This is a genomic window from Brachybacterium sp. JB7 (assembly GCF_003335205.1).
GTDB lineage: Bacteria > Actinomycetota > Actinomycetes > Actinomycetales > Dermabacteraceae > Brachybacterium > Brachybacterium alimentarium.
Genome location: NZ_QPGN01000007.1, coordinates 34,576 through 55,744, shown reverse-complemented (window position 1 = coordinate 55,744; position 21,169 = coordinate 34,576). Strand labels below are relative to the sequence as shown.

Annotated in this window: 22 protein-coding genes and 1 pseudogene; 8 read left to right on the top strand and 15 right to left on the bottom strand. The window is 72.1% G+C overall.

The window, feature by feature from the left end; genetic code table 11:
- The first annotated feature begins 23 nt into the window (after positions 1 to 23).
- From cydB to CIK81_RS10335, 5 genes and pseudogenes are all read left to right on the top strand, one after another.
- On the top strand, positions 24 to 1,097 hold the full coding sequence (gene cydB, locus CIK81_RS10355) for a cytochrome d ubiquinol oxidase subunit II (protein ID WP_096165721.1): 1,074 nt from the start codon (positions 24 to 26) through the stop codon (positions 1,095 to 1,097).
- A 5-nt stretch (positions 1,098 to 1,102) separates the two neighbouring features.
- Positions 1,103 to 2,812 (top strand): thiol reductant ABC exporter subunit CydD, encoded by a 1,710-nt coding sequence (cydD, locus tag CIK81_RS10350; RefSeq protein ID WP_114355676.1) that lies wholly within the window; start codon positions 1,103 to 1,105, stop codon positions 2,810 to 2,812.
- Positions 2,809 to 3,573 (top strand): annotated as a pseudogene (locus CIK81_RS10345) (ABC transporter transmembrane domain-containing protein); the annotation flags it as partial. The gene cydD and the pseudogene CIK81_RS10345, both read left to right, overlap by 4 nt.
- A 367-nt stretch (positions 3,574 to 3,940) precedes the next feature.
- Positions 3,941 to 4,603: an ATP-binding cassette domain-containing protein gene (locus CIK81_RS10340; RefSeq protein WP_241964116.1), complete on the top strand. Its 663-nt coding sequence runs from the start codon at positions 3,941 to 3,943 to the stop codon at positions 4,601 to 4,603.
- Positions 4,603 to 5,763, top strand: coding sequence for a sensor histidine kinase (locus tag CIK81_RS10335; protein WP_096165562.1), 1,161 nt, complete (start codon positions 4,603 to 4,605; stop codon positions 5,761 to 5,763). Before CIK81_RS10340 ends, CIK81_RS10335 begins: the two co-directional genes overlap by 1 nt.
- A gap of 142 nt (positions 5,764 to 5,905) precedes the next feature.
- On the opposite strand, the gene CIK81_RS10330 is transcribed toward CIK81_RS10335, so the two are convergent.
- From CIK81_RS10330 to CIK81_RS10290, 9 genes are all read right to left on the bottom strand, one after another.
- Positions 5,906 to 6,493: a response regulator transcription factor gene (locus tag CIK81_RS10330; protein WP_096165722.1), complete on the bottom strand. Its 588-nt coding sequence runs from the start codon at positions 6,491 to 6,493 to the stop codon at positions 5,906 to 5,908.
- A gap of 41 nt (positions 6,494 to 6,534) precedes the next feature.
- The gene (gene mutM, locus CIK81_RS10325; RefSeq protein WP_096165563.1) at positions 6,535 to 7,509 is read right to left on the bottom strand and encodes a bifunctional DNA-formamidopyrimidine glycosylase/DNA-(apurinic or apyrimidinic site) lyase; all 975 of its coding nucleotides are present in this window, start codon (positions 7,507 to 7,509) and stop codon (positions 6,535 to 6,537) included.
- A gap of 3 nt (positions 7,510 to 7,512) precedes the next feature.
- Positions 7,513 to 8,265 carry a ribonuclease III gene (rnc, locus tag CIK81_RS10320; protein ID WP_096165565.1) on the bottom strand — a complete coding sequence of 251 codons (753 nt, stop codon included), beginning with the start codon at positions 8,263 to 8,265 and terminating at the stop codon, positions 7,513 to 7,515.
- A complete protein-coding gene (locus CIK81_RS10315; protein WP_096165568.1) occupies positions 8,265 to 8,882 on the bottom strand; it encodes a DUF177 domain-containing protein in 618 nt (205 codons plus the stop codon). Before CIK81_RS10315 ends, rnc begins: the two co-directional genes overlap by 1 nt.
- 34 nt (positions 8,883 to 8,916) lie before the next feature.
- A complete protein-coding gene (gene coaD / locus CIK81_RS10310; RefSeq protein ID WP_096165570.1) occupies positions 8,917 to 9,408 on the bottom strand; it encodes a pantetheine-phosphate adenylyltransferase in 492 nt (163 codons plus the stop codon).
- 19 nt (positions 9,409 to 9,427) lie between these two features.
- Entirely contained in the window at positions 9,428 to 9,808 is a 381-nt protein-coding gene (locus CIK81_RS10305; RefSeq protein ID WP_096165572.1) for a DUF3224 domain-containing protein, read from the bottom strand.
- Positions 9,809 to 9,948: 140 nt separating this feature from the next.
- Complete coding sequence (locus CIK81_RS10300) at positions 9,949 to 10,521, bottom strand: GNAT family N-acetyltransferase (RefSeq protein WP_096165574.1); 573 nt, start codon at positions 10,519 to 10,521, stop codon at positions 9,949 to 9,951.
- On the bottom strand, positions 10,521 to 11,135 hold the full coding sequence (rsmD, locus tag CIK81_RS10295; protein WP_096165576.1) for a 16S rRNA (guanine(966)-N(2))-methyltransferase RsmD: 615 nt from the start codon (positions 11,133 to 11,135) through the stop codon (positions 10,521 to 10,523). The genes CIK81_RS10300 and rsmD overlap by 1 nt, the downstream gene beginning before the upstream one ends.
- Before the next feature lies 1 nt (position 11,136).
- Positions 11,137 to 13,350: an ATP-dependent DNA helicase RecG gene (locus CIK81_RS10290; RefSeq protein ID WP_096165578.1), complete on the bottom strand. Its 2,214-nt coding sequence runs from the start codon at positions 13,348 to 13,350 to the stop codon at positions 11,137 to 11,139.
- A gap of 384 nt (positions 13,351 to 13,734) precedes the next feature.
- On the opposite strand from CIK81_RS10290, the gene rpmB reads away from it, so the two are divergent.
- Together rpmB and CIK81_RS10275 are read left to right on the top strand one after the other, a co-directional pair.
- Positions 13,735 to 13,932, top strand: a complete 198-nt coding sequence (gene rpmB, locus CIK81_RS10280; protein WP_096165582.1) for a 50S ribosomal protein L28 — start codon at positions 13,735 to 13,737, stop codon at positions 13,930 to 13,932.
- Between the two features lie 196 nt (positions 13,933 to 14,128).
- Positions 14,129 to 14,875, top strand: coding sequence for a peptidase E (locus tag CIK81_RS10275; RefSeq protein WP_096165584.1), 747 nt, complete (start codon positions 14,129 to 14,131; stop codon positions 14,873 to 14,875).
- Between the two features lie 80 nt (positions 14,876 to 14,955).
- On the opposite strand, the gene CIK81_RS10270 is transcribed toward CIK81_RS10275, so the two are convergent.
- Positions 14,956 to 16,032: an NAD(P)-dependent alcohol dehydrogenase gene (locus CIK81_RS10270; RefSeq protein WP_096165587.1), complete on the bottom strand. Its 1,077-nt coding sequence runs from the start codon at positions 16,030 to 16,032 to the stop codon at positions 14,956 to 14,958.
- Positions 16,033 to 16,079: 47 nt separating this feature from the next.
- Complete coding sequence (gene thiL, locus CIK81_RS10265) at positions 16,080 to 17,078, bottom strand: thiamine-phosphate kinase (protein WP_114355674.1); 999 nt, start codon at positions 17,076 to 17,078, stop codon at positions 16,080 to 16,082.
- A 63-nt stretch (positions 17,079 to 17,141) separates the two neighbouring features.
- Here thiL and CIK81_RS10260 point away from each other — a divergent pair, with 63 nt between their 5' ends.
- Complete coding sequence (locus tag CIK81_RS10260; protein WP_096165591.1) at positions 17,142 to 17,636, top strand: DUF3515 domain-containing protein; 495 nt, start codon at positions 17,142 to 17,144, stop codon at positions 17,634 to 17,636.
- Positions 17,637 to 17,645: 9 nt separating this feature from the next.
- On the opposite strand, the gene CIK81_RS10255 is transcribed toward CIK81_RS10260, so the two are convergent.
- Genes CIK81_RS10255 through CIK81_RS10240 form a run of 4 tightly spaced genes read right to left on the bottom strand, consistent with a single transcriptional unit; the run spans position 17,646 to position 21,151 of the window.
- Entirely contained in the window at positions 17,646 to 18,761 is a 1,116-nt protein-coding gene (locus tag CIK81_RS10255) for a D-alanine--D-alanine ligase family protein (protein ID WP_096165593.1), read from the bottom strand.
- 13 nt (positions 18,762 to 18,774) lie between these two features.
- The gene (locus CIK81_RS10250) at positions 18,775 to 19,764 is read right to left on the bottom strand and encodes an NAD(P)H-dependent glycerol-3-phosphate dehydrogenase (protein ID WP_096165595.1); all 990 of its coding nucleotides are present in this window, start codon (positions 19,762 to 19,764) and stop codon (positions 18,775 to 18,777) included.
- On the bottom strand, positions 19,761 to 20,564 hold the full coding sequence (locus tag CIK81_RS10245; protein ID WP_241964115.1) for a 1-acyl-sn-glycerol-3-phosphate acyltransferase: 804 nt from the start codon (positions 20,562 to 20,564) through the stop codon (positions 19,761 to 19,763). The genes CIK81_RS10250 and CIK81_RS10245 overlap by 4 nt, the downstream gene beginning before the upstream one ends.
- Positions 20,561 to 21,151, bottom strand: a complete 591-nt coding sequence (locus tag CIK81_RS10240) for a hypothetical protein (protein ID WP_241964114.1) — start codon at positions 21,149 to 21,151, stop codon at positions 20,561 to 20,563. The genes CIK81_RS10245 and CIK81_RS10240 overlap by 4 nt, the downstream gene beginning before the upstream one ends.
- Positions 21,152 to 21,169 lie beyond the last annotated feature (18 nt).

Sequence of the window (21,169 nt, the reverse complement as noted above, 5' to 3'; positions counted from 1 at the left end):
GAACCGCACAGATCATGGACACCATGCTCGATCCGACGGTCCTGCAGACCCTCTGGTTCGCCCTCATCGGCTTCTTCTTCCTCGCCTACTTCGTGCTCGAGGGCTTCGACTTCGGGGTGCAGATGAACGTGGGCGCGTTCTGGCGCCGCGGAGATGCCGCCCGCGGCACGGTCCTGAAGACCGTCGGCCCCGTCTGGGACGGCAACGAGGTCTTCCTGATCACCGGCGGCGCGCTGCTGTTCGCGGCGTTCCCGGAGTGGTACGCCTCCCTGTTCTCCGGCTTCTACCTCGCGCTGCTGCTGCTCCTGCTGGTGCTCATCGTGCGGGTGTGCGCCTTCAAGTGGCGCGGCAAGGTGGACAGCGCACGCTGGCGCACCTCGTGGGACATCGTCCACGTCCTCGGCGGCTTCGCCCCCGCGCTGCTGTGGGGCGTGGCCTTCTCGAACATCGTCGCCGGGGTGGCGATCGACGAGAACCGGTGGGTGACCACCTCGCTGGTGGGCCTCCTGAACCCCTTCGCCCTGCTGGGCGGCGTGGTGTTCGTGCTCCTGTTCTGGCTGCACGGCACCCTGTACCTCACGCTCAAGGTCACCGGCGAGCTGCGCGCCGCCGCGAACCGGCTCGCCGGGATCCTGGTGTGGCCGACGATCCTCGCCGGCGCCGCATACCTGCTGTGGTACCAGCTGGCGCACTCCCACGCCGGCTGGACCTGGGTCCCGCTGTTGATCGCCGCCGTGGCACTGGTGGCCGTGGTGCCGTTGAACCGTCTGCGCAGGGAGGGGCTCGCCTTCACGGCCACCGTCGCCGCGATCAGCGCCTCCGTGGTCACACTGTTCGGCGGGCTGTTCCCCTACGTGCTGCCGGCGAGCAACACCCCGGCCCACTCGCTGACCGTCGCCAACGCCTCCTCCACCGAGCACACCCTCACCGTGATGCTCGTGGCGCTGTGCATCCTGCTGCCCCTGATCCTGGCCTACACGTTCTGGGCGTACCGAGTGTTCCGCCACCGCGTCACCGACGAGGAGTCGGACCTTCCCGGCTCGGCACTGCTGGAGAAGGCGAAGGCCGGCTACCGCGAGGCCTTCGAGCAGGAGTGACCCCGATGCCCCGTGAGCGTCGCGCCCGCCGCGCCCGTCGTGCACCGCTGGACCCCCGCCTGGTGCGGGAGGTCCGTGCGGCCCGGCACCACGTGATGCGCACGGTCGCCCTGGGCCTCGTGCAATCGCTGTGCGTGATCGTCACCGCGCTGAGCGTCGCCCGGCTCGGCGCCCAGCTGCTCACCGAGCAGCGTCTGCCCCAGGATGCCCCGCTGCTGCTGACCGCGCTGCTGGCGGCCCTGGCCGTCCGTGCGGGTGCGGTCCTCCTCGAACAGCGCACGGCGCACCACGCGGCGACCGCGGCGATCGGCGATCTGCGCGGGCGGCTGGTCGCGCACGCCGCGGCCCTCGGCCCCCGTCGCAGCGCTGGGCGCGGAGCGGACCTGACGTCGCTCGCGACCACCGGGGTCGAGAAGCTGCGCCCCTATCTGGTGGGCTACGTGCCCCAGCTGATGCTGTCGCTCACGGTGACCCCGCTGTGCCTGCTCACCATCGGGATCCTCGATCCGCTCAGCGCGGTCATCGCCCTGATCACCCTCCCGCTGGTGCCGCTGTTCATGATCCTGGTGGGCACCATGACCGTCGGCCGCTCCGAGGCGCTGCTGGCGGACATGCGCACGCTGTGGTCGCAGCTGCTGGACCTGGTCGACGGCCTGCCCACCCTGCGGGCCCTCGGCCGCGAGAAGGGCCCCGAGAAGATGGTCCGGGAGCTCGGCGACCGCCACCGCATCTCCGCGATGGGATCGCTGAAGTTCGCCTTCCTCTCCTCGATGGTGCTCGAGCTGCTCGCGACCCTATGCGTCGCCCTGGTCGCCGTGAGCATCGGGATGCGCCTGGTCTACGGGGAGATGGACCTCGCCCCGGCCCTCGCGGTGCTCGTCCTCGCACCCGAGATCTACCTGCCGCTGCGCAACGTCGGCTCCCAGTACCATTCCTCGACCGACGGGCTCGCCGCGGTCACCGCCGCGTTCGAGGTGCTCGACGAGCAGCCGCTGCCCGACGGCTCCGTCTCCTGCCCGGACCTCAGCACCGCGACCCTCGCCCTGCGCGGCGTCTCGGTGCGCTCGCGGGAAGGCCACGCCCCGCACGCGGCGGAGCTCGTGCTGCGTCCAGGCCGGGTGCTGGCGCTCGTCGGCCCCTCGGGCGCCGGCAAGACCACCGCCGTCCAGGTGCTGCTGGGACTGCTCGAGGCCGACGACGGGCGCGCCGAGGTGCGCGGCCCCGACGGCGTCGTCACGGACGTGCGCGAGCTCTCCCGGCGCAGCTACTGGGACCAGGTCGCCCTGCTCCCCCAGCGCCCCGTGCTCCCGCCCGGTTCGCTCCGCACGGTCCTCTCGGCGGTGCGGCCCGAGGCGACCCTTGAGGAGCTCGAGCAGGTCGCCGCCTCCACCGGCCTGGACGCCGTGATCGCCGCGCGCGGTTGGGACGCGGAGCTCGGGCGTGCGGGCCGAGGCCTCTCCCTGGGCGAACGGCAGCGCCTGTCGCTCGCGCGCGCTCTGCTCTCCCCCGCCCAGCTCGTCGTGCTCGACGAGCCGACCGCCCACCTCGACGGCGCGACCGAGACCATCGTGCTGGACCTCCTCCGCACCCTGCGCGCTCAGGGCCGCACCGTGCTCGTGATCGCCCATCGCTCGCGGCTGGTCGAGGTGGCCGACGACGTGGCCCGGGTCGACTCCCGGTCCCTGGTCGAGGACCGACCGGAGGTGCCCGCATGATCGCTGCGCTCGAGATCCCCCGCGGACGGCTGCTGGCCGCCGTGCTCGCCGCCTGCGCGACGCTCGGCTCCGCGTTCGCCCTCGCGGCCGTCTCCGCCTATCTGGTCACCCGCGCCTGGACCATGCCGCCGGTGCTGGACCTGACCGTCGCCGTGGTGATGGTCAGGGCGCTCGGCGTCTCCCGCGGCGTGTTCCGCTGGCTGGACCGGATGCTCACCCATGACGTCGCCTTCCGCGGCGTGGTCTCGCTGCGCACGAACCTGTTCACCGCGCTCGCCGCACGCCCGGACGACGCCGTGACCCGGCTGCGCCGCGGAGACCTGCTCGCCCGGCTCGGCGATGATGCCCAGGAGCTCGGCGACCACGTCATCAAGGCCGTGGTGCCCGCGCTCGTCGCCGGGGTGATGACAGTCGTGGTGCTGGTGACCTTCGCGCCGCTCTCGCTGCTCGCCACCGCGAGCATGCTGCTGTCCCTCGCGGTTGCGAGCGTGCTCGCTCCGCTGGCCGGTTACCGCGCCGCCCGCCTCGCCGAGCAGGCCGTGGTCTCCAGCCGCTCGACCGTGACCGCCCAGGCGCTCGAGGTGCTCGATGATGCGACCTCGCTGCGGGTCGACGGGCGGCTCGAGGTGGCGCTCGCGCAGCTCGATGCCCGCCAGCACGAGCACGACTCCGCGATCGATCGCGCCGCGCTCCCCTCTGCCGTGGCCTCCGCAGCGGTGCCACTGGCCTTGATCCTGGCGATGGCCGGCTCGCTGCTGGCCGCCGGCGCCGCCTGGACCACGGGCGGCGCCTCGGCCGGCCAGGTGGGCGTGCTCCTGCTGCTGCCGCTGTCCTCCTTCGAAGCGGCCACGGCCCTGCCGGCCGCCGCCTCGCAGTACGCACGCTCTCGCGCGCCCCCGCCGCGCTCGCGAGCTGGCCGGCCCGGCGGGGGCGCCCTCGCGCGAGCCCGTCCCCCACCCACCGGGCCGCGTCCGCGGCACCGCCGTCCCCCACCACCGGAACAGCGCGCGGGTGAGCTCCTCGCCCCCCGACCGCGCCGCGCCCAGCAGAATGTCCCCCGACGACCGATCCTCGACCGCGCATCGGTCCTCAGCGGACAAAACTCGACGCCTGGCACCGGACGGGGAGGTGCGGCTCCGAGCCACCGGTCTGAGCGCGGGGTGGGAGCCCGGCGCCGCCCGGGTGCGGGACCTGGACCTGGATCTGCCGGCGGGTTCGCGGCTCGCCGTCGTGGGCGGATCCGGCAGCGGCAAGACCACCCTGCTGGCCACCCTCGCCGGACTGCTGGAGCCGCTCGCCGGGACCGTCGAGCTGGAGGACGGCTCGCCGCTGCATCCGAACGTCGTGCTGTTCGCCGAGGACGCCCACGTCTTCGCCACCACGCTGCGGGAGAACCTGCGGGTGGTGCGCAGGGATCTCGAGGACGACACCGCCCTCGCGGCGCTCGAGGCCGTCGACCTCATGGACTGGGTGCGGACCCTCCCGCACGGCCTGGACACCATGCTCGGCCCGGACGGCACCACCGTCTCCGGCGGCGAGCGCCGACGCCTGCTGCTGGCCCGAGCGGTGATCCGGAGGGGCCCGGTGCTGCTGCTGGATGAGCCCACCGAGCATCTGGACACCGCCCGCGGCGACGCCCTCCTGCGCGCTCTGCTCGACCCCGCCGATGAGACCCTCGTCCCCGCCACCAGCACGGTCGTCGTGGTCACCCATCGGCCCGAGGCACTCCCCGAGGGCACGCCGATCCTGCGGATCGGGGAGAATGACGGGACCCGCACCCAGGAGAGCTGATGACCTCGATCGCCCCACCGCCCCGGCCCGACCGCCCTCGGGTGCAGGATCTCGCCGGCGCCGTGCTCGCCGGCGGAGACACCGAGGATCTGCTGGACCTGCTGGTGCACTCCGCCCGCACCGACCTCGGCGCGCGCAGCGCCGCCCTGGTGCTTCCCCTGGCCCCTGGGACCTGGACCTTCGAACTCGTCGACGGCCCGGACGCCGCCGATCTGCTGGGCCGCACGCTCACACCGCGATCTCCTGCCGGCGCCGCGCTCGAGGAGACGGATTCCGAGGCGCTCGAACGCATCGGCACCCTCCTCGTCGGGGAGCAGGACATTCCCGCGCTGCTCGCTGTGGTCGACGGCGCGGAGCACGGCTCCGGCTTTCTCGCCGTGCTGCGGGATCGCCCGGACGGTGCAGGCCCGGACGGTGCAGCCGATCCTGCCTTCACCCGGGCGGACCGCGAACGCCTCGATGCGCTGGCAGCCCTCGTGCTGCTCACCCTGCGGGTCCCCGCCCCGGGCGTCTCGGACGAGCTGGACGACGAGCGCAGCCGCATCGCGCGCGATCTGCACGATCTCGCGATCCAGGAGCTGTTCGCCGTCGGCATGGAGCTGGAAGCGCTCACCGATGCGCTGGCCGCTCCCGGTCAGCCGCCGTCCAACACCCGCATCCGCTCCTCCGTCGCCTCCTCGGTGCAGGGGCTGGAGAACGCGGTCGCCCAGATCCGGCAGATCGTGCAGTCCCTGCGGCGTGAGCGGCTCGAGGCGACGCTCACCGAGCAGCTGCGCCACGAGGTGGGCCTCGCCGCCGCCGGGCTCGGCTTCGTGCCGACCCTGCGACTTCCCCCGCATCCTGCAGCGATGGAGGCCGAGCTGCCCTCGGAGATCGCCGACGACGTGGTCGCCGTGGTGCGCGAGTGCCTGGCCAATGCGGCACGCCATGCGCATGCCAGCGCGGTCGCCGTCTCGGTGAGCCTGTTCTCCGAGGGCGTCGACCGCGTGGTGCAGGTGAACGTCTCGGACAACGGGCGCGGCATCGATCCGACGGTGCAGCGCCGCAGCGGCCTGGCGAACATGTCCAGCCGGGCTCGACGCCACTCCGGGTGGGTCGATGCGCTCTCCCTGGAACCCGGGACGATGATCTCCTGGCGGGTGACCCTGCCGGCGGCGTAAGAGTCGACGGCGTGAGAGTCGACCGGGTGACTGCCGACGGAGTATGAGCCGGCTGGTTGAGAGCCGACGGAGTGAGAGCCGTCCGGGTGAGAGTCGACCGGGTGAGTGCCGTGAGTGCCGTGAGTGCCGGCCGTGCGGCGGGCTACTTCCAGCCGGCGCGTCGTCGGGCCGCGACCATCGCGGCGACCTGGGTGCGTCGCTGCATGCCGAGCGACTGCAGGATGACCGTCACCCGGTTCTTCACGGTCTTCTCCGCGATGCCGAGCTCCTCGGCGATCTCGCGGTTGGAGTGCCCGTCGCCGATGAGGTCGACGATGCGCTGGTCGGAGACCGACAGTTCGTTCTGCTCCGGGGCGCGGTCTGCGGGCCACACGTGCTTGCCCTCCTGCACCGCACGGATCGCGGCGACGATCTCCTGCGAGCGCACCGATTTCAGGATGAGTCCTGCGGCCCCGGCGGAGCGGGACTCCTGCAGCGCGGAGTCGTCGTCGAAGCTGGTGAGCACGAGCATCGTCTGCTCGGGGTCGATCTCACGGGCCGCCCGCATCACGTCGATACCGGTGCCGTCGGGCAGCTGCAGGTCCACCACCAGCACGTCGGGGCGGATCGCCGGCAGGCGACGGTTCGCCTCCGCCACGGACGAGGCCTCCCCCGCCACGCTCAGATCGTTCTGCGCGTCGATCACTGTGACGATCCCGCGGCGCACCACTTCGTGGTCGTCGACCAGCATCACCCGGATCGTCGATCCCGGGGAGGGCTCCTGTCTCGTGGTCACCGGGCATCCCTCCTGGGTCGTGGCGCAGGGCGCTGGCAGCGGGGGCAGTAGTGACTGCTCCGTCCCTGGTGGAGCGCGCGTCTGAGCAGATTACCGCACCGCGGGCACGGCTCCCCCTCACGGCCGTAGACGGCCAGCGAGCGGGCGAAGTAGCCGCTGCGGCCGTCCACGTTGACGTACAGCGCGTCGAAGCTGGTGCCGCCCACCGCGAGCGCCCGCTCCATGACCTCGCCCGCCGCGCGGAGGATCGACAGGGCACGACGCTGGGAGAGCTCGGTGCCGGGAGTGTCGTAGCGGGTGCGGGCGGCCCACAGGGCCTCGTCCGCATAGATGTTGCCGATCCCGCTGACGATGCTCTGCGAGAGCAGCAGGGACTTCACGCCGGCGCGCCGGGTGCGCAGGGTGCGGGCGATCGAGGGAAGATCCGCCGCCGGGTCCAGCAGGTCGCGCGCGATGCCGGAGGCAGCTTCCGGGAGCAGGGTGTCCGGGCTGCCCAGCCCGGCGAGGCGGCCGTCGGCCGAGGGTTCGAGCGGGCTCGTCCACAGGCCGCCGAAGAGGCGCTGGTCGATGAGATCGATCGCCGTGCCGTCGTCGAGATGGAGGGTGAGGCGACGGTGGCGCAGCGGATCCGAGGCCGGGCCCTCCGAGTCGAGGGGCGGGGACATCGGGCCGGGGGTGCGCACGCGCAGCTGGCCGCTCATGCCGAGGTGGCCCATGAGGGCCTCGCCGGTGTCCGCACCGGCCCCCTCCGCCGCGTCGGGCCCGTCGGCCAGGCGCCACCACAGGAACTTGCCGCGACGCACCACCGCGGTCATCCGGGTGCCGACCAGTGCGCCCCGCAAGCGGTCCACGCCGCCCACCTGGCGGCGGATGATCCGCGAATCCAGCACCTCGACGGCCTCGATGGTGCGGCCGACGGTGCGCGGCGCGAGGCCGCGACGGACCACCTCGACCTCGGGGAGCTCGGGCATGTCTCAGCCCCTCGGGATGAGCGTCTCGCCGCGCTCGGCGAGCACGGCGCGCACCGCGCTCTGGGCGGCGGCGAGCTCCGCCTCCTTCTTGGAGGGTCCCTCACCGGTGGCGGTGACGACGCTGTCGATGGTGACCGTCGCGGAGAAGACCTTCTCGTGCTCCAGGCCCGTCTCGGTGATCCGGTAGGTGGGGCTGGTGCCGGCGGCGGCCGCGATCTCCTGCAGGCGCGACTTGAAGTCGTAGCTGGTCTCGAGGAACTCGTCGGAGTCCAGCAGGGGCCGCATCAGGTCCAGCACGAAGCGCCGGGAGACGTCCTGGCCGAGCGCGAGGTGCACCGATCCGATGACGGCCTCGGTGGTGTCCGCGAGGATCGAGGGCTTCGCACGGCCGCCGGTGAGGTCCTCACCACGGCCGAGCTTCACGTAGGCGCCCAGGTCGAGCTGTGAGGCGATCACGGCGAGCGCACGCGTGCTCACGGTCGCCGCCCGTCGACGTGCCAGGTCCCCCTCGGGAAGCGTGGGATGCGTGGTGTAGAGCTGCTCGGTCACGGCCAGCTGCAGCACCGCGTCGCCGAGGAACTCGAGCCGCTCGTTGTGCGGGATCTCGTCGTGCTCGTACGAGTAGGAGCGGTGGGTCAGGGCGAGATCGAGCAGGCCGGAACCGCGCAGGTCCGCCGCCTGGGCGCCGTCCAGCGGGAGGGCGTCGAGCAGAGCCTGGGGGTCCGCCGCCTCGACGGCGCGCCGCTTGCGAGCCATCAGCGGCCCTCCCCCTCGGCCTCCGTCGCGTCCTCGGAGCCCTCGGCGTCGGTCTCCGTGTCGGCAGAGTCCTCGAACAGGCCCTGCAGCGCGGCGAAGCGATCATCGATCACATCGTGGTGGTGGTCGGGGTCGTCCTCCATGCGGAAGCCGCACTGGCTGCACAGGCCCGGGCAGTCCTCGCGGCACAGCGGCCGGTCCTCGGCCTCCATCGCGAGGGAGTCGCGCACGAGCCCTCCGAGGTGCACGGAGTCGCCCTCGAGCATCGTGGTGTCCTCGCGCTCGTCGGCCTTGACCTTCTCGGGGTACATGAACAGCTCGTCGACGCGCGTGGCGACGTCCTGCTCCACGGGATCCAGGCAGCGCGAGCACTCGCCCTCGAGGTGGGCGCTGATGGTGCCGTGCACGTAGATGCCCTCGACGACGGACTCGAACTCGAGGTCCAGGGCGATGTCCTCGCCCTCGGGGGCCTGCATCGCCGCGCCGCCGACCTCACGGGCCGGAGCGGCGAAGGTGTGCTCGACGCGCCGGTGCGAGCCGGTGTGGCCGACGAGGTCGACGGCGTCGAAGATCAGGCCCTTGTCGAGGGGCGAGGCGGGAACGGTGTCGGAAGACATGGTGAAAGGGTCCTGTTCGGATCGAGGGGGCTGTTCAGGATACGTGCGAGGCGGCGCGCAGGGCATCCAGCGAGGCGTCCGGGAGCATGTCGGAGACGTCACCCCCGAGGGCGTGGACCTCCCGCACCAGGGAGGAGGAGATGTGGGCGAACGCGGTGTCGGTGAGCAGGAAGACGGTGTCTGTGCTCGCGAGATGGTGGTTCATGCGGGCCATCGGCTCCTCGTAGGCGAGGTCGAGCTGGGAGCGCAGTCCGCGGATGACGGCGCTCGCGCCGATCTCGCGGCAGAAGTCGACCAGCAGTCCCTTCGGGAGGGTGCGCACCTCGGTGTCGCCGCTCAGGCCCTCGGCCTCCAGGCTCGCGGTGATCGCGGCCTTGCGGGTCTCCAGATCCAGCAGACCCTGCTTGGACGGGTTGTGGGAGACGGCGATCACCACGTGATGCCCGAGGGCGACGGCCCGACGGGTGAGGTCGAGGTGCCCCAGGGTGAACGGGTCGAACGAGCCGGGCAGGACGACGGTGCTCATGGCGCCACTGTAGTGCCGATCAGGCCAGGTCGAGAGTCACGTGATGGGTGCCGTCGTCGTCGATCCCGGCGATGGTGAGCGTGCCGGTCACGCCTGCCAGCTCCTCGGTGCCCGAGCCCGGGGCGATCACGTACTCCAGGGTGGGGTCACCGCCGGCCATCGTGCCGAGCTGCTGCAGGGTGAGCGTGCCGCGTCGGCCGTCGAGCACACCGTGGAACTGCTCCATGGCGATGTAGCCGGCGTCCCCGCTCGCCGGGTCACCCGCGGTGAGCATGACGCCGGTGCTCGTGCCCTCGAGCTGCCCGGTCCAGGTCTTGGACAGGTCGAAGCGGCCGCCGGCGGCGGGCAGCTGCTGACCCGGCCGCAGGTCGACGGTGAACGTGGCCTCGAGAATCGTCATGGCCCGAGTATCCCAGCATCGAACGGGGGCTGGCCAGGCAGTGCCCGGATCGCTCGGCAGCCGGCGGCTCGGCGAGCCTCAGCTCCGTCGGGCGCGGCACGCGCGGTACTCAGCCCCGTCGGGCGCGGCACGCGCGGTACTCAGCCCCGTCGGGCGCGGTACTCGCGGGCGAGGAGCGCGAACGTCATCCCGTCCAGCCAGCGTCCGCTGCGGTGCAGGGACTCCTCGATGAAGACGCCCTCGCAGCGCATGCCGATCTTCTCCATCACGCGGCGTGAGGCGAGGTTCTCGGCGAAGCATTCGGCCTCGACCCGGCGCACCCCGAGACCCTCGATCGCGAGGCGCAGCAGAGCGGCGGCGAACTCGGTGCCCAGACCCTGGCCCTGGGCCTCCGGGTCGAGCACCCAGCCCAGCTCGGCCTGCTGTCCGCGGGCCTGCGCGGCCATGTCGGCCTGGGACCAGGCATCCTGCACCGTGACGGCCCCGGTCGCGACGATCCGTCCCTCGCGCAGGCCGACGACCGTGGTCGCCAGCCGAGAGCTCCACCAGGCCTGATGGGCCTCGAGGGTGGGACTGAGCGTGGTGGTCCACTCCTGCACCTCGGGCCTGCGGTACCAGGGCCAGATCGCCGCAGCGTCCTCGGGCCGTCCGAGGCGCAGCTCGAGACGGTCGGTGCGGACGGGCCAGTCGAGCTCGTGCAGGCCGGGGGTCATCAGCGCTCCTCCCCGGTGTCGTCGACGGCGTCTTCCGCAGCGTCGTCCGTGGCGTCGTCCGTGGCGGGCCCGCCGAACTGGAGCACCGTCTCGCCGTAGGTCTTGGTGCCGTCGTCGGCCCAGCCCTCGGGCCAATCGAGCGCGCGCGAGCGGCTCGAGCGCTCGATCACCACGAGGGCCTCGTCGTCCAGGGCCGGGCGCAGGGTGAGCAGGAGCGCCTCGAGGGCGTCGGTGGTGACGTCATAGGGCGGGTCGAGGAACACCAGGGTGAACGGCTCCCCGCTGAGCTGGCCGGCCACGGTCTCGGCTTTGCCGGCGCGGATCTCGCAGTGCTCGGCGAGGCCCAGCTCGCTCGCGGTGCGTCGCAGCTGCTTGGCGGTGGGGCCATGCAGCTCGACCAGCTGCGCGCTGCGCGCTCCGCGCGAGAGGGACTCGAAGGCGAGGCCGCCGGTGCCGGCGTAGAGGTCCAGCACCCGAGCTCCGGCGAGGGCGTCCCAGCCCTCGAGGCGGGAGAACAGCGCCTCCCGCACCCTGTCGGACGTGGGCCGGGTGCCCTTGCCGGGAGGGCCGGGGATGGTGCGGCCGCCGAGGGCGCCCGCGATGATCCGGGGCATGTCAGCTCCTCTCCACGTCGGGATCGGCGTCCCGCAGGCGGTTCGCGATAGCGCCGGCGAGATCGGGGTGGTCGGTGAGATCGGGGTCCGCGGCGAGGACCGCGAAGGCGTCCTGTCGGGCCTGGTCGATGATCGGGGCGTCACGGATCACGTCGAGGTGCTTCAGCGTGCGCTGGAGGCCGGACTGCTCCTCCCCCACGAGGTCGCCCGCACCGCGCACCTGCAGGTCCAGGTCCGCGAGCGCGAAGCCGTCGGCCGCACCGGCGATCCCCTCGAGCCGTGCGAAGGCCGGATGCTCCGGCGTGGTGCGGGTGTCGAGGAAGGCGATGCCGGGGTGCTCGCCACGCCCCACCCGGCCGCGCAGCTGGTGGAGCTGGGAGACGCCGAAGCGCTCCGCGTCCAGCACGATCATCACCGAGGCGTTGGGGACGTCGACTCCGACCTCGATCACCGTGGTGGCGACCAGCAGGTCGATCTCGCCGGCGACCACACGATCCATGGTCTGCTGCTTCTGCTCCGACGTCAGGCGGCCGTGGAGCACGCCGATCCGGGCCCCGGCCAGCTCGGGTCGGGTCGCGAGGCGCTCCGCCGTCGCGGTGACACCGCGCGCTTCCTCGAGCCGGGTCTCGGAGATCTCACCGTTCTCGTCGAGGATGGTGGCGGGCGGCGGGGAGTCGTCGGTCTCGTCGATGCGGGCGCAGACCACGAACACCTGACGCTGCGCGGCGATCTCCTCGGCCGCGCGGGCCCACATGCGGTTCTCCCACTTGGGCAGCTGTTCGGGGACCACGAAGCTCTCCACGCCCGCGCGCATGCCCGGGCTCTCGCGGAGCGTGAGCACATCGAGGTCGCCCACGGTCGCGAGCGCCGCCGTGCGCGGGATGGGGGTCGCCGTCATCACCACGACGTGCGGTGTCATGCCGCCGGGCCCCTTGCTGCGCAGGCGTCTTCGATGGTCGACACCGAAGCGGTGCTGCTCGTCGATCACGACGAGCCCGAGGGAGGCGAACTCGACGGACTCCGTCAGCAGGGCGTGGGTGCCCACGACGATGCCCGCCTGGCCGGAGGTGACGTCGAGCAGGGTCTCGCGGCGCGCGGAGGTCTTCTGCGATCCGGTGAGCAGCCGCACTCTGGTGGCGTCGAGATGGCCGTCGAGCTGCCCGGCCCGGGCCAGGTCCCCCAGCAGCCCGAGGATCGTGCGGTGATGCTGCTCGGCGAGCACTTCGGTCGGTGCGAGCAGCGCCGCCTGGTGGCCGGAGTCCACGGCGCGCAGCATCGCGCGCAGAGCGATCACCGTCTTGCCGGAGCCGACGTCGCCCTGCAGCAGCATGCTGGTGGGATGGTCGCGGCCGACGCGCTCGATGATCTCCTCGCCGATCTCCTTCTGCCCCGCGGTGAGCTCGAAGGGCAGGCGCTCGTCGAAGGCTGTCTGGAGCGGACCCTCCGCCCGCAGCGCGGGCGCGGGCGAACGTTCGTCCAGGGTGCGACGCTGGGCGAAGATCGCCTGCAGCACGAACGCCTCCTCGTAAACCAGGTGCGCCACGCCGGAGAGGGTGTCCTGCTCGGTGCGCGGAGTGTGCACGGCGGCCACCGCCTCGGGCAGTGGGAGCAGGCCGCGCGCCTCCACGATCCGCGCGGGCACCGGGCGGGCGAGGTACTCGGCGAACTCCAGGCCCTTCTCGGTGGCCGCTCGCATGGTGCGCTGGGCGATGTTCTTGCGCAGCGGGTACACGGGCCGCGGGCGCTGGGCATGGGCCAGCCCCTCCTCGGAGTCCTCGAACTCCTCGTAGTCGGGGTGGGTGATCTGCGGGTTCCCGGTCATCTTGTTGCGGCCCACAGTGCCCCGCACCAGCACGCGGCGGCCGACGGCCAGACGCTTGGTGTGCCAGTCCACGAGATGCTGCTTGGCCAGGAAGAAGGTCAGGGTGATGTTCTCGATCCCGTCAGTGACCACCACCTCGAGGATGGAGCCGTGCCTGCTGCGCATGCTCCGCGAGGACACCCGTTCCACGGTGACGATCGCGCTGACCTCCTCGCCCTCATGGGTGTCGTGGAGGGAGCGCAGCGGGGCGGGGACGGTGTAGCGGCGCGGGGCGAAGCGCATCATCGTGTCGAGATCGCGCACGCCGAACGACGCCATCGCGAGCTTCTCCTTGCGCTCGAGGAGCTCCGACAGCGGCATCGAGCCGCGTGCGGACTCCAGCCTCCTGGCCATGCGGTGCCTCCTCGTCGTGCTCGTCGTGCTCGTCGTCCCGGTCGTGCTCGTGGTCCTGATCCGTCCCGGCTCGTGCGGGCTGGATCGCCGTTCCTCGCGAGCCGCCCCTGAGGAGACGCCCGCGCCGATCACGGCGCCACGTGCGATGATGCACGGGCACGCCACGGAGACAATGGTGCCACTCGGGACCGACGCTGTGTCGGAGTCCACAGCCCCTCCACACCGGGCTCCCTTCATGCGGAGCGCCGCGTGGGATATGCTTCCGTGGTTGCCCTGACCTCCGGGGGCCGGCGCCCCCGCGCTCACCCATGGTCACCGACTCCGACTTGACGTCGTGGGACCGGGCGGGCACCCGAACAGAATTCGACTTTTCAGGAGACGACAGTGGCTTCTTCCACGTGTGACATCTGCGCCAAGCACCCGAGCTTCGGCAAGAGCGTTTCCCACTCGCACCGCCGTACCTCGCGTCGTTGGAACCCGAACATCCAGTCCGTGCGCACTGTGATCAACGGGACCAGCAAGCGCGTGAACGTGTGCACCTCCTGCCTCAAGGCGGGCAAGGTCAGCACGCTCGGCGCCTGAGCGGGAACGACCGACAGACCAGGACCGTCAGGTCCTTCCGTATGAGCCCTCACCCTTCGGGGTGGGGCTCATACGCTTCTCCGGATGCGCATCGCCGGACGACGATGATCGGGTGCGCATGACCGGATCCGCGTGATCGGTTGCGCATGACCGGGCCGGGATATCCTCGCTTCCACGCTGCCCCCGAGGAGATCCCATGCCTGCATCCGCCCCCACCATCCTCGCCACCAGCGCGGGGTACCTCCCCCACCCGCGTCTGCGGTTCCGCTTCGGGCCGATGATGGCCTTCGCCGGGCAGCTCAGCCGTGAAGCGCCCGAGAGCGACCGCGACGGTGCGATCAGGATCTGCCACCTCGGCACGGCCTCCGGGGACGATCGCAGCTTCCAGCGGGACATGGAGGAAGCGGCTCGGGAGGCCGGGTACGCGCTGCATCACCTCAGCCTGTTCTCGATGCCGAACGTGGAGGATGTCGAGGCCTATCTGCGCAGCTTCGACATCATCTGGGTCAACGGCGGCTCGGTGGTGAACCTGCTGGCCGTGTGGCGCGCCCACGGGCTCCCCGAGATCCTGCACCGGCTCTGGCAGGAGGGCGTGGTGCTCGCCGGCGTCTCCGCCGGCTCGATCTGCTGGTTCGAGGGCGGGGTCACCGATTCCTTCGGCCCGCAGCTGGCCCCGGTCACGAACGGCCTCGGCTTCCTGCCTGGCGCCAACGGGGTGCACATGGACTCCGAGGCACGCCGACGGCCGTTGATCCGGGAGCTGGTGGCGGACGGCACGCTCGGCGCGACCGTGTGCACGGACGACGGCGCCGGGCTGCTCTACCGCGGCACCGAGCTGATCGAGGCGGTCTCCGAGCGGGACGGCGCCGGAGCGTCATGGATCGAACCCGACGGATCCGGCGGCGTCCTCGAGCGCGACCTGACGGTGCGGCGTCTGGGATGACGATGCCCGCGACGCCTCGAAGGGCGACGCGGGCATCTCACGTCACGTCACGTCACGTCAGATCAGCGTGAGCACGAGGCTCAGGCGACCTCGGCGTCCTCGAACGTGGCGGTGTCGACGACGGCGCGGAAGAACACCTCGCCGGCGACCACCCGGTCGTAGGTGGCGTCGGCCTCGTCGATCCCGATCGTCTCGATCTGGGCGGCGATGCTGTGCTCGGCGCAGAAGTCGAGCATCTCCTGGGTCTCGGCGATGCCGCCGATGTTGGAACCGGCGAGCACCTTGCCGCCGCCGATCAGGGAGCCGAAGCCGAGGGACTGGGCCTCGGGCGGAAGGCCGACCACAGCCATCACGCCGCGCGGCTTCAGCAGGCCCAGGTACTTGTCGACCGGGATGTCGGCGCTGATCGTGTTGAGGATCAGGTCGAACTCCCCGCGGTGATCGGCGTAGAAGCCGTCCTCCGTGGTGGCGAGCATCTGCCTCGCCCCCAGATCGATGGCGAGCTGCTCCTTCTTGCGTGAACGCGAGAGCACGGTGACGTCGGCGCCCATGGCGGCGGCGATCTGCACACCCATGTGGCCGAGGCCGCCCAGGCCCAGCACGGCGACCTTCTTGGGGGCGCCGTCCTTGGTCTCCGCGGCGCCCCAACGGGCGAGCGGCGAGTAGGTGGTGATGCCCGCGCACAGCAGCGGTGCGGCGAGGTCGAAGTCGAGGCCGTCCGGGATGCGGCACACGAAGCGCTCGTTGACGACGACCTTCTCGGAATAGCCGCCCTGGGTGATCGAGCCGTCGACGTCCGTGGCGTTGTAGGTGCCCACGTTGCCCTCGAGGCAGTTCTGCTCGTCGCCCTGGCGGCACTGCTCGCAGCGGCCGCACGAGTCGACCATGCAACCCACGCCCACGCGGTCGCCGATCTTCCAATCCGTCACGCTGTCGCCGACGGCGGAGACCACGCCGGCGATCTCGTGGCCCACGGTGAGCGGGAAGTGCGCCTCGCCCCACTCGTTGCGGATGGTGTGGATGTCGCTGTGGCAGATGCCGGCGGCCTTGATGTCGATGACGACGTCATCGGCGCGCGGGTCCCGGCGCTCGATGGTGGCGACCTGGAAGGGCTGATCGGGGCCGGTCTTCTGCAGTGCCTTGACGGTGAACGGCATGGATTCTCCTTCGGTTCGGGGGCTGCCCGTGAGGGGCTGACCTCAGATTAGGCCTTGCCCTCGAAGTGGTCGAAGCCCGTCCCAGGGATCTTGGCACCATCGAGCAGGACGCCGTGATCGGTCTCTCCTGCGGCGTCCCGCACCTGTCCGATGGCACGGAAGCCCTCGGGCACCGCCTCGGGCGGGAAGGTCGCGAGCATCGCATGTTCCTCTCCCCCGTGCAGCACCCATTGCCAGGGGTCCTCGCCGAGCAGCTCGGCGAGGGGCATGAGGGAGGAGGCGTCGGAGGAGAGGACTGCGCGGTCCAGGTCCAGGACCACTCCCGAGGCGCGAGCGATCCGGGTGCCGTCCCGCACCAGCCCGTCGGAGAGATCCATCATCGACGTCGCCCCGCGGCCGGCGCCCCAGCCGAGCGCGAGGTCCGGTTCCGGGGCATCGTGCCAGGCGACGAGGTCCGCATGGTCGCCCGCACCCTCGATGCGTCCCTCGTGCACGTGGATGCGGCCGGACAGCACGAGCGCGAGCCCGGCGGCCGAGCGGCCCAGCTGCGGCGAGCCGATCGTGAGCACGTCCCCGGCCCGGGCGCCGGAGCGCAGCACGGGCTCCTGGTCCTCCGGCAGCGCTCCCAGAGCGGTGACCGTGAGCGTGAGCTGCTCGGCACTGCCCAGGTCTCCCCCGACCACCCGGGCCCCGTCGGCCTCGGCGCGACGGGCGATGCCGATCGTGATCTCCTCGAAGACGGAGGCCTCGGTGCGGTGGGGCGCGGACAGCGCGACCACCAGAGCGACCGGTCGGGCACCCATCGCCGCGACGTCGGCGAGGTTCTGCACGGCGGCCTTGTGACCGATCCAGCGCGGCATCGTGGTGCGGAACAGGAAGTCGTGGCCCTGGACGAGGGTGTCGGTGGTGACCACCATCCTCGGCGAGGGCAGGCGCACCACCGCGGCGTCGTCCCCGGGACCCACCTCCACGCGGGGATCGGTGGACAGGTGCGGGAGCATGCGGGCCAGGAGCCCGGCCTCCCCGAGATGCGTGTCGCCGGTCATGCTCCCAGTGTGCCCGACCGCTGGTCCCGGCCCGGACGCAGGCACGGCAGGTAGCCTTCCCCCGTGCTCCGCTCCCGCCTTCCCGCTCTCGCCGCCACCGGGCTGATGACCGTGACCCTCGCCTCGTGCGGCACCGTCGAGGTCCCCGCCGGCCCCTCCGCGACGGATCCCGTCTGCGCGGACATCCTGCTCGCCGCCCCGGAGCAGGTGCTGGGCATGGACCGGGTGGAGACGTCGAGCCAGGGCACCGCGGCCTGGGGCCACGGCGAGGACGCGGTCGTGATGCGCTGCGGGGTGACCCCTCCGGGTCCGACCACCGATCTGTGCACCACGCTCGAGGACGCCAACGGGGTGCAGGTGGACTGGGTGGTCCGCGAGCTCGAGGACGATGTCTTCCTGTACACGACCTTCGGACGCGACCCCGCGATCGACGTCTCGGTGCCGCGGTCCGCCGCACCGGATCAGCCCTCGGGCGCAGCGCTGGACCTCGCCCAGGTGGTCAGCCGGAACATCGAGGCGACCGACTACTGCGTGGGCCCCGGCGACGAGGAGGAGTAGCCCGCGAGGTCAGCGGGCGCCGAGACGCCTGCCACGGGCCTGCTCGATGAGCCCGGCGAGCAGGTCGGCGTAGGAGAGCCCCATGTTCTCCCAGAGCACCGGGAACATCGAGTAGGGCGTGAAGCCGGGCATCGTGTTGACCTCGTTGACGAGCACGCGCTGATCCTCGGTGACGAACACGTCCACCCGCGCCAGCCCCTCCAGGCCGAGCACCGTGAACGCGCGCGAGGCCACCTCGCGCACCTCCTCGAGGACGGCGTCCGGCAGGCCGGCGGGGACGTCGATGCACACGGTCCCCTTGCCGAAGTACTTCGCCTCGTAGTCGTAGAAGTCGAGATCCTCACCGATGCGCACCTCGCCGGGCACGGTGGTGCGCACCTCGTACGTGTCCACGCCCTGCAGCACGCCGCACTCGACCTCGCGGCCGGCGACCATCTCCTCGATGAGCACCTTGGGATCCTCGGCGAAGGCCCCCTTCATCGCGTGCTCGAGCTGGGCCGGATCGTCGACGCGGCTCACCCCGAGGCTCGAGCCGGCGCGGGCAGGCTTCACGAACCAGGGCAGCGGGTGGTGTCGCTCCAGGTGGGCCATGACCTCGTCGGCGCCCTCGGCCCACCGGTCCTCGTGGACCACGATCCCGGGGGCGGAGGCGATGTCGGCCGCGCCCAGGAGCTGCTTGGCGGCGGCCTTGTCCATGCAGCCCGCCGAGGCGAGCACGCCGGAGCCCACGTAGGGGATGTCGAGCATCTCGAGCATGCCCTGCACGGTGCCGTCCTCGCCGTAGGCGCCGTGCAGCAGCGGGAAGACCACGTCGATCTCGGCGAGCGGGGAGACGACCCCGTCGACCACCTGGCGCAGCATGCTGCGGGTCCCGGGCCGGTGCCTCGTGGCCGGCAGGAGCACCTCGGGCCCTTCCGGGGCGACCTCAGGGGCACGCCCGTCCACGAGGGTCCAGTCCGACGGATCGTCGGAGACATGCACCCAGCCGCCCTCGCGGGTGATGCCGATAGCGACCACGTCGAAACGGTCTCGGTCGATCGCGGACAGGATGCCGCCCGCGGTGACGCACGAGATGCCGTGCTCGCCGCTGCGGCCGCCGAACAGGAGGGCGACGGTGGTTCTCATACCTGCAGGATATTCATTCCGGGCGCACGCCGCGCGCCAGCAGGGCCGTGGTGACCTCGTCGATGCGGGCATCGTGATCGACGACATCGACGACGGCCGACGCGATGGGCATGTCCACACCGAGCCGTGCCGCGAGATCGGAGACGGCGCGGGCGGTCGCGACCCCCTCGGCGGTCTGCCCCACCTCGGCGGCGGCGGCCCGCACGTCCAGGCCGCGGCCGAGGGCCAGGCCCAGGCGGTGGTTCCGGCTGAGCGGCGAGGAGCAGGTCGCGACCAGGTCGCCCAGACCGGCCAGGCCCGCGAAGGTCTCGCGGCGCCCGCCGAGGGCGACGCCCAGACGAGTGATCTCCGCGAGGCCGCGGGTGATCAGGCTCGCCGTGGTGTTGTGCCCGTGGCCGAGCCCGGTCGCGGCGCCCACGGCGATCGCGATCACGTTCTTCACGGCGCCGGCGATCTCGACCCCGACCACGTCGGTCGAGGTGTAGGCGCGCAGGTACGGGGCCTCGCACCAGGTCGCGAGCACCGAGGCCAGCTCCTCGGAGTCCGCGGCGACCACGCTCGCGCAGGGGCGGCGCTGGGCGATCTCGCCGGAGAGGTTCGGGCCGGAGAGGACGCCGATCCGCTCGAGCTCCGCCTGCCCGGCGTCGGCGATGACCTCGGTGATGCGACGGTCGGTGCCGTGCTCGATCCCCTTCGTGAGCGAGAGGACGGGCACCGGCGGGAGCACCGGCCACCCGGCGAGGGTGGAGCGCATCGACTGGGCGGGGATCGCGAGCACGATCCCGTCGGCGCCCTCGAGTGCGTCCTTCACGGACGAGGTGGCGTCGATGCCGGCGGGCAGCTCGTGGTCGCCGAGATAGGCGCTGTTGCGGTGCTCCTCACGGACCTCCCGGGCGACCTCCTCACGGCGGGCCCACAGGGTCACGTCGGCGCCGCCGTCGGCGAGCACCTGGGCGAAGGTGGTCCCCCAGCTTCCGGCGCCGAGCACTGTCAGTCGTGTCATCTCTGCCTCACGGGTCGATAGCCGGGCTGCGGCCTGCCCACTTCGGGGCGATGGGTGTCGGTGCGGCCGTCGTGCGGGACGGCCGGGGGCTGCTCGTCGCGGATCTCGCCGAGCAGGGTGGTGATGCGTGCCATGAGCTCCTCGGTGCTGCGGATCGCGGCCTGCTGGGTGCTCTCGCCCTCGAGGTGGGAGACCGTGAACGGCTCCCCCACGCGCACCTGGAGGCGGCGGCCCGGGCGGGGACGCGGGAGCGGTGAGCCGACGGGCCACAGCGCCCGCCCGCCCCAGCTCGCGATGGGCAGCAGGGGTGCACCGGTCTCCAGCGCGAGGCGTGCCGCGCCGTAGCGGGCGCGCATCGGCCACAGGTCCGGATCCCGCGTGTAGGTGCCCTCGGGGAACACCATGAGCAGCTCGCCGCGGCCGAGGGCGGCCCGTGCGGCGTCCAGGGCACCGCCTCCCCGGGAGGTGCCGCGCAGAACGGGAATCTGGCGGGCGTGGCGCAGCAGCAGGCCGAGCCCCGGCACGCGGAACATCGCCTCCTTGGCCAGGAAGCGCGGAGCGATGCCCGAGGCCTGGAGCAGATGGCCGTACGAGAGGGCGTCGAGCGGGCCCAGATGGTTCCCGCACGCGATGATCCCGCCGTTCTCGGGAAGATTCTCCCGGCCCTCCCAGGAGGGCCGGGTCAGCAGGCGCAGGAGCGGGCGCAGCGGGATCTGGGCGAGACCGATGACGAGCCCGGCCCGGCGTGCGGGCGGACGAGCGGTGCCCACATCCCAGCTGCGCCGCAGGGAGATGCTCACCGTGGTGAGGAGGAGGAACGGCCCAGCGCCTTGCGAGTGGCCTGCCCCGTCACGGCCCGCATCGCGGATCCGCCCTCCATCGTGCGTCGCCGCAGAGTGGTGGGGGCCCGACGGGCGAGCGTGTTCACAGCGGCCGCATGCATCAGTCTGCGCGGGGCGAAGGCGAGCCGGCCCCGCACCGAGCGGAACTTCACCGCGGTGGTGATCTGGAGCAGCTCGCCGCCCGGCAGCAGCGCCACTCCGATGCGGACGCTCATCTTGTCGTCGTCATCCACGATCAGCGCCTCGGCGCCCACCACCTCGTCGGCCACGAACTCCTTCTGCGGCGGCGGCACCATGTCGAACAGGCGGATCGCCTCATCGCGCAGGGCGCGCGCCCCGCGCGTGGACAGCGGAGTGTTCTCGTGGGAGAAGATCGCGTCGGCCCAGGCCCGAGGATCGGGCTCGTCGACTCCGGCGGTGGGGACGATGACGACGTCGCAGTAGTCCGGGATCGGGATGTCGCGCAGCGCGAGCGACCTCCCGGCCGTGGCGGCCGAGCCCGTGTGCGGTGCGGATCCCGTCGGGCGATCGATCTCTGCGCTCATGATCTGCTCCCTCAGCTC